Source organism: Rothia sp. HMSC064D08 (genome assembly GCF_001809525.1).
Classification (GTDB): Bacteria; Actinomycetota; Actinomycetes; order Actinomycetales; family Micrococcaceae; genus Rothia; species Rothia dentocariosa.
This window is the reverse complement of record NZ_KV797899.1, coordinates 1-15,370: the sequence shown is the minus strand read 5'-3', so window position 1 is coordinate 15,370 and position 15,370 is coordinate 1. Positions and strand designations below refer to the sequence as shown.

11 protein-coding genes are annotated in these 15,370 nt (G+C 56.5%); 4 read left to right on the top strand and 7 right to left on the bottom strand.

All coding sequences use genetic code 11. The annotated features are described in order from the left end of the window. Positions 1–79: 79 nt before the first annotated feature. On the bottom strand, positions 80–2,515 hold the full coding sequence (locus HMPREF2625_RS05495; RefSeq protein ID WP_070522730.1) for a Tex family protein: 2,436 nt from the start codon (positions 2,513–2,515) through the stop codon (positions 80–82). A gap of 240 nt (positions 2,516–2,755) precedes the next feature. Here HMPREF2625_RS05495 and HMPREF2625_RS05490 point away from each other — a divergent pair, with 240 nt between their 5' ends. Next, complete coding sequence (locus tag HMPREF2625_RS05490; protein WP_246826700.1) at positions 2,756–4,150, top strand: TY-Chap domain-containing protein; 1,395 nt, start codon at positions 2,756–2,758, stop codon at positions 4,148–4,150. Between the two features lie 145 nt (positions 4,151–4,295). Here the strand turns inward: HMPREF2625_RS05490 and HMPREF2625_RS05485 are convergent, their stop codons facing one another. Beyond that, positions 4,296–5,768, bottom strand: a complete 1,473-nt coding sequence (locus tag HMPREF2625_RS05485) for an amino acid permease (RefSeq protein WP_048753228.1) — start codon at positions 5,766–5,768, stop codon at positions 4,296–4,298. A 505-nt stretch (positions 5,769–6,273) separates the two neighbouring features. Beyond that, positions 6,274–7,737: an amino acid permease gene (locus HMPREF2625_RS05480; RefSeq protein WP_070522727.1), complete on the bottom strand. Its 1,464-nt coding sequence runs from the start codon at positions 7,735–7,737 to the stop codon at positions 6,274–6,276. A gap of 405 nt (positions 7,738–8,142) precedes the next feature. Between HMPREF2625_RS05480 and HMPREF2625_RS05475 the strand changes: the two genes are divergently transcribed. Together HMPREF2625_RS05475 and trmB are read left to right on the top strand one after the other, a co-directional pair. Beyond that, positions 8,143–8,547, top strand: a complete 405-nt coding sequence (locus HMPREF2625_RS05475) for a hypothetical protein (RefSeq protein ID WP_070522724.1) — start codon at positions 8,143–8,145, stop codon at positions 8,545–8,547. Positions 8,548–8,688: 141 nt separating this feature from the next. After that, positions 8,689–9,507 carry a tRNA (guanosine(46)-N7)-methyltransferase TrmB gene (gene trmB, locus HMPREF2625_RS05470; protein WP_070523269.1) on the top strand — a complete coding sequence of 273 codons (819 nt, stop codon included), beginning with the start codon at positions 8,689–8,691 and terminating at the stop codon, positions 9,505–9,507. Positions 9,508–9,668: 161 nt separating this feature from the next. On the opposite strand, the gene HMPREF2625_RS05465 is transcribed toward trmB, so the two are convergent. The 4 genes from HMPREF2625_RS05465 to dnaK all read right to left on the bottom strand — a co-directional run bounded on the left by HMPREF2625_RS05465 (position 9,669) and on the right by dnaK (position 13,797). Continuing rightward, on the bottom strand, positions 9,669–10,124 hold the full coding sequence (locus HMPREF2625_RS05465) for a heat shock protein transcriptional repressor HspR (protein WP_070522721.1): 456 nt from the start codon (positions 10,122–10,124) through the stop codon (positions 9,669–9,671). 3 nt (positions 10,125–10,127) lie between these two features. Next, positions 10,128–11,168 (bottom strand): DnaJ domain-containing protein, encoded by a 1,041-nt coding sequence (locus tag HMPREF2625_RS05460; RefSeq protein WP_070522718.1) that lies wholly within the window; start codon positions 11,166–11,168, stop codon positions 10,128–10,130. Between the two features lie 200 nt (positions 11,169–11,368). Then, on the bottom strand, positions 11,369–11,944 hold the full coding sequence (locus HMPREF2625_RS05455) for a nucleotide exchange factor GrpE (protein WP_070522715.1): 576 nt from the start codon (positions 11,942–11,944) through the stop codon (positions 11,369–11,371). Positions 11,945–11,946: 2 nt separating this feature from the next. Next, entirely contained in the window at positions 11,947–13,797 is a 1,851-nt protein-coding gene (gene dnaK, locus HMPREF2625_RS05450; RefSeq protein WP_004006017.1) for a molecular chaperone DnaK, read from the bottom strand. A 452-nt stretch (positions 13,798–14,249) separates the two neighbouring features. Here dnaK and HMPREF2625_RS05445 point away from each other — a divergent pair. Next, a partial coding sequence (locus tag HMPREF2625_RS05445; RefSeq protein ID WP_070522712.1) for a pentapeptide repeat-containing protein occupies positions 14,250–15,370 on the top strand: 1,121 nt, incomplete at its 3' end.

Genomic DNA, 15,370 nt, shown 5'->3' with positions numbered 1-15,370 from the left:
CGCAGACATAATGCTGTCAGTTGTTTGAGCACGCATCGTTGTATCCGCCTCCGCCCGGTGAAGCATGCTGCCACCCCTATCAAGAACGTTTATTCGTTTTCTTATGCACCGTCTCCGAGCGACCCGAGTCGCCCTCATCTACCAGCAGCGAGAGCGAAATACGACGGCGAGACGCATCCACCTCAACAACTCTCACGGTCACGATATCGCCGCTTCGCACAATGTCGTGCGGGTTCGCAACATACTCGCGGCTCATCTGCGAGATATGAATCAGCCCGTCTTGATGAACCCCGATATCGACGAAGGCACCGAAGGCCGCCACATTCGAGACGGTTCCCTCAAGCACCATCCCAACGGTTACGTCCTCAAAGCGAGATATGTCCTCAGAGAAGCGTGCGGTACGGAATTCGGGGCGCGGGTCACGCCCGGGGCGGCGCAACTCCTCAAAAATATCGCGCACGGTGTATTCGCCGATGCTCTCGTTCACATAGTCGGCGGGGTCGAGCGCGGTGAGCGGGTCTTCCCTGTCACTGCCGATAAGCCGCCCGGATTGCCAGAGCGCCCCATGTTTCCGCTGCGCATCGGCGATAATACGCCGCGCCACAGGGTACGATTCGGGGTGCACGGCAGAGGCATCCAGCGGTTCGGTACCGTGCAGAATCCGCACGAACCCCGCTGCCTGTTCATAGGCTTTAGCCCCTAACCGCGGCACATTCAGAAGCTCTTCCCGGGTGGTGAAAGCCCCGTGTTCGCCCCGGTATGCCACGATATTTTCGGCAATCGTGCGGTTAAAACCGGCAACACGCGCAAGCAGTGCGGCGGATGCGCTGTTCAGGTGGACCCCCACCGCGTTTACGCAGTCCTCAACCGTGTTATCGAGGGCGCGTCTTAAAGCGGTTACGCTGACGTCATGTTGGTACTGCCCCACCCCCAATGACTGGGGATCAATTTTGACGAGTTCGGCAAGCGGGTCTTGCAACCGCCGGGCGATCGAGACCGCCCCGCGTACCGTTACGTCAAGATCGGGCAGCTCTTCGCTGGCGAGTTCAGAGGCTGAATATACGGATGCCCCCGCCTCTGAGACGGTAACCTTCTGTGCCGTCTTATACCCTTGAGAACGCAGCTTCGCCAGTAGTTCGGCGGCGAGTTTATCGGTCTCACGTGAGGCGGTGCCGTTGCCGATGGCGATAAGTTCCACGTCGTGGGTGAGCACCGCATCTTCAAGGGCAGCGAGCGCACCGGCATGATCGTATCGAGGCGCGTGCGGGTACACCGTGAAGGTTTTCAGCACGTGGCCAGTGCCGTCAATAACCGCGCATTTCACGCCATTACGCAGCCCCGGGTCAAGCCCGAGGGTGACTTTTTGCCCGGCGGGTGCGGCAAGCAGAAGGTCGCGCAGGTTCGAGGCGAAAACGGTGATGGCTTCACGTTCTGCCATCTCGAAGAGGGCATTGCGTATGCGGTCTGCCAGACGGGGGTGCAGCCGTTGACGCCATGCGGTGCGCACGGTTGCGGCGAGCCAGCCGAGCACACGGTCTTCACTGTCGACGGTGTTGAGAACCTGCACGGGTATGCGCAGCGCGGCGGCGACTTCACGCTCGTATCCCGAACGAACGTTCTCGTAATTTTCGGCAAGGGCGAGTGCAGCAGCACGTGCCTCACCGCGAAGTTTGCTCAGGGGCGGGGCTGGTGTGGCACCGTCAATACTGATCCGCACGATTCCTGCTTCTTTGGCGCGAAGCAGGGCGAGAACCCGGTGCGGGCGAATACGCCTGATGCTATCGGAGAAGTCGAAATAGTCGGCGAATTTTGCCCCTTCGGCTTCCCGCCCGGCGATAACTCGGCTAGAGATCGTTCCGGTGGCAACCATTCTTTCGTGAAGGCGTTCGGCGAGCGTTGGGTCAGTGAGTGCCCGGTCGATCAGGATAGCGCGGGCGCCGTCAAGGGCTTCTTCCACCGTTGTAATTCCGGTGCCTTCGGATTTTCCGGCATCGGCCGCCTGTTTATCGTCGGTTTCATCCGGTTCGTCCACATAGGCTGCGGCAATATCGTAGACCTCGGCAAGGGGAACTTCGAGCAGATCTTCAACGAGCGCCTCCAGACCTGCCGCGCGAGCACGCTGCGCCTTGGTGATGCGCTCGCTCCGGTAGGGTGCGTAGAGCGCTTCGAGGTCTTGTTTACTGGATGCCGCCCCCACCCCTGTGATGAGTTGTTCGTAGGTGAGCGGGTCGATCAGCCCGTCTTCGCGGCGTTGGGCGAGCGAGCTGAGAATATTCTCGCGGCGAGTTTCGAGCGCACGCAGGGCATCGAGCCGGGTACTAATAGCACGCAGGTGGGTGTCGGTGAGCGCACCCGTAGCTTCTTTGCGGTATCGAGCGATAAATGGAACCGAAGCCCCAGAGTCGAGCAGGTTCACAGCGGCACGAACACGCGTGGGTTTGAGGTCTAATTCCTTAGCGAGCATCGTTAGGATGCGGGTGTTCGTAGCTTCGGTGCGCTCGTGTTTTTCGCTCATTCTCTCAGTTTCGCATTCTCGGGTGTGCTGTGCCAGTCTTGCGGGGCGTGCGGCGCGGGGTATGTTGCGCATCGGAGCGTAATAAATTTTACAGCTATGGTCCCGCATCTAGAATAGGTAATAACATCACATCGCTATTTTTCAGATAGTCCGGCGATTGTGCAGAAGTTATGCGCCGGGGCATAGAAGATGACATGACGGTAGCCGGTTCACGGTGGACTGGCTGAAAGAAGGTTTCGCATGTATGGTCGTGCTGACGATCGCGCACAGGCGCCTTCACGTTCGTCTTTGCCACCGGGGTACGCCGAATTTCATCAGCAGTTTGGCACGCTGATTACCGCCTTGGCTGCGCAGGGCTGGACTCCGAGCGAAACGCACCGGCGTATTCGTGTTCTTTTTCCGCAGGTTAACCGGGAACATCTTGATTTTGCTTTAGATTCTGGCATGTGGGAGTTTGGTTCGCACGGCGAGCAGACTCCCACCCATGTTTTGCTGGCGACCGCCGTCTGGTATGCGGTGGCAGAGGCTTACGGTCTGGCGCCGGATGGTTCCTACGCCGCAACAACTCTGGATGCAACGGTCATGGCGGATATGCTGCGCTTATTGGAGAGCGCACGGGTTTCACCGCAGAATATCGCCCTGATTCTAGGGAAGGTGGGCGCTGGACTCAAGTACCTGGCGCTGCATCCATATACGCAACTTGATGAGCTTACCTACCGCGATGTGTGCCAGCATCTTCCGGTTGAGTCCCAAGACGTGGCACACGGTTCGTTTGTATGGCCGCCCTCCTGCGAGAGCATTCGTGATCAGCTGGGTGATGGCGGATGGTCAACCGCCATGCTGCGCACCGGTGTGTGTCCGCCCGATTATGCGGAGTACAACTGGCAGCTGAGCGGCACTTCGCTCACGGATATGGAATTCCGTAACCAACTGGGCAGTTTCATGAGTTACTGCATTCGGTATGATCGGCAGCCGACGGTGCTTGCCTACGGAACCTGGTCTACCATGCGCAGTAATCTGGGGCGGGTGCCGTTTCTGGCGGCGGTGCGCGCGAAGTACGGGTCGTGGCATACCGCCTTGCAAGTGGGCCGCACAATGGTGACCGATGCCCTGCAGATGACGAAGAGTGAGGTCGCGCCGGTGCGGGTGCCGCCGCATCCACCCAGTATTTCGCCCGAGCAGCTTGCGGTGCAGGGTATTGGGGTTGTGAAATCTGAGCAGACGGTTTCTGCCCGCGACCGTTGGGACGAGGTGACGAACTCACTCGGTCAGCGTTTGGCGAGCCTGCCCTGGAGCAGGCATCTGCGCACCTACTATGTGCTCACGGGTGCCGCGCATGCTAACGCGATGCCGCTTGTGTGTATCTACCGCTCCCCCGCCGGGTTTCTGTGCGAAATTGCGATGGAGGCTGAGGTTCTGCCCAAGTTCAGCACCGATTACCTGCGTTCGCACGGGTGGGCGGCGCCGACCCCCATGCAGCCTATGTGGAACCGGAATGTTTTTGACCCTCATGAGGCCGCGCAGGATGTGGTGCAGGCGATGCGCTGGGGTATGGGCTGTTCCCGTTGGGACTACTACCGCACAGATGACCTGGTGTTGGATGCCGAAGATACCTCGGGCACCGAGGCCGGTTAAGCCGGGGCGCGGATTCTTCCGTTTCTCCTCCCCTATCACGCTAAAAGGCTCTTGATGTGAAAAAGCGCTAGTAACGCCGCCCCATTCACATCAAGAGCCTTTTTATACCGGAAGTAATGCGGAACAGATATCCGCCGAAGTGTCCTTACTTGTTATTCTTCGGTGCCTTCATATCCACCACCGGATGCGACTGCGTAATGCTGGTCTCCGGGATTTCGGGGTTGATGCTGTTCTTCACGAACCACCCGATAGTCAGCAGGATGAACCAAATGGGCATGAGCATCAGACCGGTGAGAGTGTCTTTATCGGTAGCAAGAATCCCGATAATGAAAGCAAAGAACGCCAACACGATCCAGCATGCTACCACGCCGCCGGGCATGGGATAGGTGGTTTCCCGGTGCAGGTTGGGGCGCTTCGCGCGGTAGCACAGGTAGCTGACGAGGATCATCGACCATACGAAGATCACAAGTACTGCCGCCATCGTGGTGACCAGCGTGAACGCCTCAATAATCGAGTCGCCGGCATAGAGCAGGGCGATGCTGGAGAGTAGCAGAATCGAGGTAAGGAACAGTGCGTTGCGGGGCACACCGCTCCCGGAAAGGTTACCGAGGAACTTCGGGGCGTAACCTTCCTGCGAAAGACCGTACACCATGCGCGAAGTCGAGAAGATACCCGAGTTCGCCGATGATGTTGCCGAGGTCAGCACCACAATGTTCACGATATGCGCCGCAATGGCAATACCGGCGAGGGTAAACATGGTCACGAAGGGGCTCTTGGCCGGATCAATTTCACGCCAGGGGTTTACCATCAGAATAACGATCAGGGCGCCCACATAGAAGATGAGAATACGAACCGGCACGGAGTTGATAGCCTTCGGCAGGGTCACCGTAGGGTTCTGGGTTTCGGCGGCGGTAGTACCTACCAGCTCGGACCCCATAAAGGCGAAGACCGCGATCTGGAAGGCGCCTAAGAATCCGGTGGCACCGTTGGGGAAGAATCCGCCATCGTTCCACAGGTTGGCTACCTGAGCATGAGCACCGCTGGGTGTCGTGAAGCTCGTAGCAACCATAATGGCACCCACGATAATGAGGGCACAGATGGCAACAATCTTAATCATGGCGAACCAGAACTCGATCTCACCGAAGTTCTTCACCGAGGGCAGGTTCAGCGCCAGCAGCGCAATAATCACGACGAGTGCTGGAACCGCTTTCGGTAAATCGGGCCACCACAGCTCGGTATAGCCCACGATCGCGATAATATCTGCGACCGCGGTGACTACCCACATGAACCAGTACGACCATCCGAGGAAAAACCCTGCGGGGCGCCCGATCAGATCGGTGGCAAAGTCTGAGAATGACTTATATTTCAGGTTTGATAGAAGGATCTCACCCATCGCACGCAGCACCAAGAAGATAGCGGCGCCGATAACCATGTAGACCAAGAGGATAGATGGACCAGCTTTAGAAATTGCTTTACCGGAACCCATGAAGAGCCCGGTACCAATAGCACCGCCGATAGCAATGAGCTGGATATGTCGGTTGCTCAGCCCGCGGTGCAGTTCTTCAGCATTATCTGTCGTGTCTGCCGCCGATGCGGCATTATCGTGAGGTTGCTGCATGACAGTTCCTCTTTCGTGGTTGGGTCCCGCAGCCGAGCGGGACAGCCCCGGCTTTCGGGGCGGCAAGTGCAGCACTCAGCCCGTAAGATACGGTGAGCTATCACAACTTTTGAATATATATTCTACATAACAGGGACGGTATTGTGTAATTATCTCCAGGAAGTGTGTCGCGTATCTATAGCATGCATCACGAACAATAAAATCTTTATATCGAAATTCAAAAAATTTCGGAAGGAATCTGTGAAAAACCCTTGACAATAAGCCTTACTTTCGGAAAACACAGCGCACGTGAGGTACGTCCCTTTATTGCCTAGCTCGCCACATTCTCAAAAGAAAAATTCTCATCATATATGATTTCTATACAAATTTAAGAATATCTATACATACTGGGGTCTGTTCTGGTACATGCCGTATGCCATCGCCTCATAAGATACAGCGGGCGGGATGCCACACGTTTTCTCTACGCACCGCATCCCGCCCGCTAATGAGGAAGAAATAAGACTCGCTACTCAGATTCCGCCCGCGCCGACTCCGCAAGAAGGCGCTTACGTGCATGACGGCGCACCATAATCTCATACCCAAGCTCGACCCCGATAAACCAGATAGGGCTAAGCGCCAGAGCCAACCCAGTTTCTGGCTGCAAGCTCAGGGCATAGATCATCAGAGCGAAGAACACCAAGCCAACCCAGCTCATCGTGCGACCGAACGGCATCTTATACTGCGAGGCTTCATGCCGTTGAGGGAACTTCTTGCGGTATACCAGGTACGACACCAGAATCATCGACCATGTGAAAATACCCATAATTGAGGCTACCGAAGTCACGACAGTAAACGCTTCCAGAAGCTCACGCCCAAACGCCAGCATCACCAGGCTAAAGAGCAGAAGAACCGTCGTCAGGTACAGAGCATTCGTGGGTACGCCGTTCTTCGAGAGCTTCTTCAGGAAGGAAGGCGCATTCCCCTCCTCTGCTAGGCCATACACCATGCGCGAGGTCGAAAAAATACCTGAGTTCGCCGAAGACGTTGCCGACGTCAGCACCACAAAGTTAATGAGCGAGGCGGCAATTGACACACCCGCCAGTGAGAACATCCCCACGAAAGGACTCATATTAAGGTCGAGTTTATCCCAGGGAGTCACCGCAAGAATCGCCGACAGCGGCAGCACATAGAACAGCACCATGCGCAGCGGCACGGCGTTAATTGCGCGCGGCAGGGTACGTTCGGGGTTCTTTGTCTCTGCCACGGCGGTACCCACCAGCTCAGCGCCCACGAACGCGAACAACGCAATCTGGAACGAACCTAAGAACCCCGTCAGACCGTGAATAAACACCCCGTTGCCCGATGGTCCCGGACGATCCCACAGGTGCGTGATGGAGGCGACCGTTCCATCCGGGCTCGTAAACCCGAACACGACCATCACGGCACCCACGGCAATAAGCGCCAGAATCGACACGATCTTAACCATGGAGAACCAGAACTCGATCTCACCGAAGTTTTTCACCGACGGCAGGTTCAGTGCCAACAGCGCCCCGATTACGATAAGCGCGGGAATAAATGAGGGCAGCTCGGGGAACCAGTAATGCGTGTAATCCGTAATCGCCAGCACATCCGCAATACCCGTGGTCACCCAGAAGAACCAGTACGACCAGCCGACGAAAAAGCCCGCGCGAGTACCCAAAATATCAGATACGAAATCGGTAAATGACTTGTACTTAGGGTTCGACAGCAGAATCTCGCCCATCGCACGCAGCACAAAATAGATAATGATGCCAATAATCGCATAGACAAATACGATGGAAGGGCCCGTCAGCGAAATAGTCTTCGCCGATCCTAAAAATAACCCCGTACCAATTGCACCGCCGATAGCGATGAGCTGGATATGCCTGTAACTTAATCCACGCTGCAGGCTCTCTTCACCCGTGGAACTCTCATTCTCGGTAACTGTATGCTTGGAAGGCCGCTGTGTCACTATTCCTCTTTTCTGTGTGTGCTCTGCCCTGCGGGCTACAACCTCAACAGGAAGCCCCGACCTTCGGGGCATCACGATGCAGTTCAGATTTTCGCACGAGCACGGCTCACGGAAAATCGCATCGTTACGCCATGACTACACAGAATTCTACCCGCAAAAGATGCATACCTCGCATAAACCTTGGCTAAGCCTATGCTATCTGGGGGTGGCGACACGCCGACGATGCTTCTCTCAGCCAGCACTCTCCCCCGCTAAAACGCTGAAAAATAATGCTTACCGCAAAAATTATGTTAAAACTTTACGATTAAATAAACTTTCCTGAGGTTTGCCGCTACAATTGCAATGCCCGGTGCGGAAACACCGCATCACTCATCTCATCACAAAACATCAGGAGGACACTCACTCATGGGTAAACTATCAAATGCTGCACTGCGTCTCACCGCTGGCGCGCTTGTGCTCGATGCGGGAGTCAAGAAACTCGGCGCCGACGAAGGTACCTACGCATATCTGCAGCAGATGGCAGCAACCGGCGTTCCCGCCGTCGCCAAGCTCGACCCCAAAACCTTCGGCAAACTTATTTCATACTCAGAAACCGCACTCGGCGCCACCCTGCTGACCCCCTTTATTCCTGCCCGCCTCGCGGGCGCGGGGCTGACAGCCTTCGGCGCGAACCTCATGACCATGTACTTCCGCAACCCCGATATGCATGACGGCGCATTCCGGCCCACTCAGGATGGGCAGCAGCTCGCCAACAACATCGTGATTCTCGGCGCGGGTCTGGCGTTGCTGTTCTCCGGCAAGAAGAAGTAGCCTGCACGGCGAATTTGCGGTCGCAAAGGCCAAACGGGGGCAGTTTCTTCAGTACAATGAAAAACTGCTCCCGAAATTTTTAACTCCCCAGAATTTTTAACAGTGCCTCTCTCCGCGCGCCGCTACGTTATCCTGATAGGTATGTCATCTCAAGAGCAGAACGCGCAGACCACCGCACCGGTCAACACCGATGCACCCCAGACGCCCGAGAAGAAAACGGTACCGCCCGAGTTCTTCCGCCAGCCCTACTCCTTCGTGCGCCGCGGCGACCGCCTGACCTCGCGCCGCCAAAAAGCGTGGGACACGTACTCCCAAACCCATGTGCTCGACATACCCCGGCTGCGGGCAGATACCTCTGTAGCCCCAGAAGCCACCTTCGACCCGGTCACAATCTACGGGCGCGAAGCCTACCAGGTTGTCGAGATCGGTTCCGGGCTGGGCGAAGCAATCGTGCACCGCGCCTCCGAAATGCCCGAGGCAAACTTCCTTGCCGTTGAGGTCTACACCCCCGGCATTGCGGATCTGCTGCTCAAGATGGGGCAAGCCGGGGTTGAGAATGTGCGCGTCGCTCAGGCTAACGCCCCCGAACTGCTCGATAACATGCTGGAAGAAAATTCGGTTGATGAGCTCTGGGTTTTCTTCCCCGACCCTTGGCACAAGTCACGCCACCACAAACGCCGCCTGGTCTCCCCCGCTTTTGCCGACAAGGTTGCGCGCGTGCTCAAACCCGGCGGAATCTGGCGCCTTGCTACCGACTGGGAAGAATACGCCCATGTGATGCGCGATGTCATGGAGGCACACCCCGAATTCGAGAATCTGCATGCCGGTGAAGGCGCTACCGAGGACGACCCCGTGGGCGGGTGGGCGCCGCGCTGGGAGGGGCGCATCCTGACCAGCTTTGAGAGGAAGGCTCGCGAGGCGGGCCGCCGTGCCCACGACCTGACCTATAGGCGTAAATAAATTATCTGCTAGGGAAGGGGGTAACGATACCTTCCGGCGACGCCATCGAATAAAGCTAGGAAGATAAAGCAAGAACCGCTTGCCTAGCAAACGGTTCCAGATGCTCTTTCAGCATCTTGGCTGATGAGCTATATCAACCGTACCACACTGGCTGTCCGCCCCTATTTCTGCCGGTACAGCACCACCGCCGAGGAGCGTTTGCGCGGCGCCGGGCGCTGCCCCCGCTGGATGTTCACCACATCCCCGCGGGTGCTGGCTGCGAACACTCGTTCCGCCAGCCCCAACTTGGCGTGCGCATCCTCAAGCTGAGCCTGCAGGCGGGCAATATGATCCCGGTGTTCCTCAACCATCTCTTCAAGCTCAATAATCCGGCGGATTCCCTCAAGCGAAACGCCCTCCTGCGAGAGCTGCTGAATACGCTGAAGTAAATCCACATCGCGCTGCGAATAGCGCCTGACCTTACCCGGCGCACGCGAAGGCTGCACCAACCCCAGGCGATCGTATTGGCGGAGTGTCTGCGGGTGCATACCCGCCAGCTCCGCCGCTACCGAAATCACAAAAACCGGCCGGTCGGCGCTGTAGGCAGATGCCGACGACTGCTTATTATGGGCACTCATAAGCTACCTAACTTTCTTCAAAAGGTCCTCACGGGGGTTCTCCTGCGGTGCCAGAGCAATGAACTTCTCGAAGGCTTCCTTCGCCTCATCGCTTAGGTTCTGCGGCAGGTGCACCTCGGGGATCACCAGCAGGTCGCCGGTGCCCGACTTGGTTGTGAACCCGCGTCCTTTCGCACGCAGTTTACGACCCACGCTGCCGGGAGTCAGCCGCAGTTTGACGGTTTTACCGCCGGGTACGGGTACTTCCAGCACACCGCCGTTGACGGCTTCCTCTAGGGTGACGGGGGCGCGCAGCACCAGGTTGTTTCCCTCGCGGCTGTAGTGCGGGTCATCCGAAACGCGCACGGTCACCATCAGATCGCCACCGGTGCCGGGGCGTCCCTTACCACGCACACGCACTTTCTGCCCGTCCTTCACACCCGCCGGGATGCGCGCCTCAGTACTCGTGCCGTCCGGCAGGAACACGGTCGCCTTGGTGCCCGTGTACGACTGCGGCAGGGTAATGCGCGTGCTGGTGGAAAGGTTGTTATCCTGCGGGGCATGTTGGCGCCCGCCGCCAAAGCCTTGAGCGCCCCCGAACCCGGTGGCATCCCCAAAGTCGGCACTCGTGAACCCGGCGGTACGGCGTGAACCGCCCGCGCCGCCAGCGCCACCACCGAATAGCCCGCCGAGCAGGTCTTCAATGTTGATACCTTCGGCACCGCCGCTGGTTGTGAAGTGCACGTTTTGGCCGTTAAATCCGCCGAAACCACCGGCGCCGCCAAATCCGCCAGCGCCCGCACCGAAGCCGCCGTTGGCGAACCCTGCGGCACCGTATTTACGAATCTGGTCGTATTCTTCGCGCTGCTTCTTATCCGAAAGCACATCGTAGGCTTCGGAGACTTCCTTGAATTTCTTCTCGGCTGTCTCGTTCCCGGGGTTTAGGTCCGGGTGGTATTTGCGCGAGAGTTTGCGGTAGGCCTTTTTAATATCGGAGTCGGAGGCGTCTTCTTTCACGCCGAGCGTTTTGTAAAAGTCTTCTGACAACCAGTTTTCGCTTGCCATGTGTTCTCCTTTCCCGTCGTCCGGGGTTCTTGTAACGCCCCGTCCAAAGGGGCACAACCTTAGTTTTTAATCCTATATAAAGTTTAGTCTACTAGACTCAATTTTGGAAGAGAAATCCCAGAAAATCCGCGGAAATATGCGGCAAACGGGCGGGTTCTCAATTTCTCAAGAACCCGCCCGCTGTATGCTCTACGGAGTGTTTATTCGGCGGCAGCCACCGCAACCTGTGCGGTGCGTACCACGCGCTCTTTCACGCGGTACCCGTATCGCAGAACCATCGAAATGTGGTCCGGTTCTACCTCGCTGGTCGGCTGCTGCATGACCGCTTCGTGAATATTCGGGTCGAAGGGCTCGCCCACCTCACCGAAGCGTTCCACGCCTTCCTTCTTGAGAGACTCCTCAAGTTTGGCAGCGATCGCAGCGAAGGGACCTTCCTGCAGGTCGCCGTGCTTGCGTGCGGCGTCAATATCGTCGAGCACCGGCAGAAGCAGGCTCACAATATCGCTCGCCACGAACTCCCGAAGCTGCTCCTTCTCGCGGGCGGCGCGGTTCTTGAAGTTTGTGAACTCCGCCTGCAGGCGAAGCAGGCTGTCCAGGCGTTCTGCCGCGAGTTTCGCATCCTCTGAGGGTGCTTCCTCACTCGGCTCGGGGGTTTCCCCCGCCGCAGCCTGATCGGTTGCGGCAGGGGCTTCCTCGGCCTCGGGGTGTCCCTCGGCGGCGGGGGCGTTGAATGCCTCCTCCAGTGGGTCTCCCGCAGTGTTCTCGTGTTCAGCCATGATTACTTCTTCTCGTCTTCGTCCTCGTCGATAACTTCGGCATCTACCACATCTTCGTCATCTTCCTTGGAAGAAGAAGCGGAGTCTGCGTTAGCCTCTGCCTGTGCGGAAGCGTACAGAGCCTCGCCCAGCTTGGTCTGGGATGCCTGCAGCTTCTCAAGAGCGGACTTCACGGCATCGTCGTCATCGCCTTCAAGGGCTTTCTTGAGCTCGTCGACATCGCCCTGAACCTCAGTCTTGACGTCTTCGGGCAGCTTCTCGCCGTTCTCCTTCAGCAGCTTATCGACGGAGTATGCCACAGACTCTGCCGCGTTGCGGGTGTCGGCTGCCTCACGGCGTGCCTTATCCTGCTCTGCGTGAGCCTCAGCATCCTTGACCATGCGGTCAATGTCTTCCTTCGAGAGGGAGGTACCGCCGGTGATGGTCATGGACTGCTCAGCACCGGTGCCTTTGTCCTTTGCGGAGACGTGCACAATGCCGTTGGCGTCAATATCGAAAGTAACCTCAATCTGGGGTACGCCGCGCGGTGCGGGGGCGATACCGGTCAGCTCGAAGGTACCCAGGTTCTTGTTGTCGCGAGTGAATTCGCGCTCACCCTGGAACACCTGAATCGACACGGAAGGCTGGTTGTCTTCAGCGGTCGTGAAGGTCTCAGAACGCTTGGTCGGAATAGCGGTGTTGCGCTCGATCAGCTTGGTCATCACGCCACCCTTAGTTTCGATACCGAGGGACAGCGGGGTCACGTCGATCAGCAGAACGTCCTTGCGGTCGCCCTTGAGCACGCCTGCCTGCAGGGCTGCACCCATTGCCACAACCTCATCGGGGTTAACACCCTTGTTGGGCTCACGACCGGTGAGTTCCTTCACCAGGTTAGCCACGGCGGGCATACGGGTGGAACCACCCACGAGCACAACCTCGGAAATATCCGAAACCTTGATGCCTGCTTCCTTGATAACGTCCTGGAAGGGCTTCTTGGTGCGTTCGAGCAGGTCGCTCGTGAGGTCCTCAAACTTTGCGCGAGAGAGCTTCTCGTCCAGGTGAATGGGGCCTTCGGGGGTTACCGAGAGGTACTGCAGCGAAATGTTGGTGCTGGATGCGCTGGAGAGCTCCTTCTTAGCCTGCTCAGCTGCCTCCTGCAGACGCTGCAGAGCGATCTTGTCTTTGGAGAGGTCTGCACCGGTCTTGGACTTGACCTGCTCAAGCAGCCAATTCACAATGCGCTGATCCCAGTCGTCGCCACCCAGACGGTTGTCGCCGCTGGTTGCGCGCACCTGAATGGTGGAGAAGCCGTCTTCGTCCTTGCCAACTTCAAGCAGGGAGACGTCGAAGGTACCGCCACCAAGGTCGAAGACCAGAATCAGTTCGTCTTCTTTACCCTTGTCCAAGCCGTAAGCCAGTGCAGCTGCGGTCGGCTCGTTCACAATGCGCAGAACGTTCAGACCTGCGATTTCGCCGGCTTCCTTAGTAGCCTGGCGCTCAGCGTCGTTGAAGTATGCGGGAACGGTGATAACCGCATCGGTCACCTTGTCGTTTAGGTATGCTTCAGCATCATTCTTGAGCTTCTGCAGAATACGTGCAGAAATTTCCTGCGGGGTGTATTTCTTGCCGTCAATTTCCGTCGTCCAGTCGGTGCCCATGTGGCGCTTGACAGACGAGATGGTGCGATCAACGTTAGTGACCGCCTGGCGCTTTGCTACGCTGCCCACCAGAACGTCGCCATCCTTGGAGAATGCGACCACGGAGGGGGTGGTGCGGGCGCCTTCAGCGTTAGGGATAACTTCAGGTTCGCCACCTTCAAGGGTGGATACGACCGAGTTAGTGGTGCCGAGGTCAATACCAACTGCACGTGCCATGTTTTGTACTCCTTAGTGTTATGCCCCGCTTCTTGGCGAGGCGGGTTCCTTGGTTAAATCTTCGGGGCGTAAGGGGTTTTAGACCGAGCGCATGCACGGTGAAGATGTGCTGAGATGCTGCCCGGTGAGTGACCCCTTGAGCCTCATGTACTCAAGTTTTACATATGTTTGGGTGGATGTCAACAGACTTGAGTGAAAAAGACTCAACTTTTTGAAGTGAATGTGAGTTATGGTGCGGTGGCAAGGGGTGTTGTGCTGGTGATTTTGGGGCGGAAAGACGCGGAAATTAGGGGTTCTTTGGGCGGTAATCTGCGCGAACACTAGGGACTACCCCACCCCTACCTCACGCAATATGTGAGGTTAGCAACGGTAATTCCGACATATGCGGTTACCCTCGCCCTATGATAGAAGGTGAGTATTTGATCTAGGTTGCAGGAATACTAAAGATACTAATGATTACCCTGAAGATAAGCCCAAAAAAGATATGGGATGCACTCTCTAAGTTTTTTAAGAGAATTTTGAGATGGTTAAGCAAGAACTGGTTCTACACGACCCTTATCGCTGTTGCTGTGATAGGTGGAGTGTGCGCATTTTTGGTGGTCCCCTTTGCGGTACCCCAACCGTTCAGCAAAGACGATAGTATCTCAACTCTACGTCAAGCTGTTCTTGTAGCCACTGGTGGCGTTCTCGCAATCCTTACTCTGTGGGAAAATCGCCGTAAAAACGATCAAGAACACATGCGACAGGTACATGCCGAGCGACGCACCCGCTATGCTACAGCGATTGAACAACTCGCCGATGAAAAAGCACCTATTCGCCTTGGCGGTGTCTACACTCTGATCAAGCTGGTTGACGAGTGGTTAGGTGACGAGAAAACTCTTCCCAGCAAAGAAGAACGCCGGGAAGAAGGTCAAGCAATCATTAATAGCCTCTGCGCCTACATCCGCTCACCATTTGACCTTACCTCCAAGTCCAAAGTGCTGTCTGAGAATGAAGTACCAGAGAGTTATGAAAGTGGAATACAACAGTTTGCCAAAGATCAGGCAAGGTTCCGTGAAGAAAAAGAATTGCGGCTAACAATTCTGGACGCAATCAAGACTCGGCTCAATGACGGTATTATTACTGAAAAAGACGGAACTAAGAAACTTTTAAAAGGTCCTTGGTCAGATTTCGATTATGACTTTTCAAACACAATTTTCTTCTACTCTATTGATTTCAGAAATAGTCATTTCAACGCTTCGTCAAATTTTATTCAGGCGACCTTCACCCAGAACGCTGACTTCTCCGGGGCGAAATTCACCCAGAACGCTGACTTCTCCGGGGCGAAATTCACCCAGAACGCTAACTTCTTTAGGGCGGAATTCACCGAGTACGCTGACTTCTCCGGGGCGAAATTCACCGAGTACGCTAAATTCTCCGAGGCGAAATTCACCCAGAATGCTAACTTCTTTAGGGCGGAATTCACCGAGGCTAGCTTCTCTAGGGCGAACTTCACCGAGTACGCTGAATTCTCCGGGGCTACCTTCACCGAGTACGCTGAATTCTCCGGGGCGGAATTCACCGAGGCTAGCTT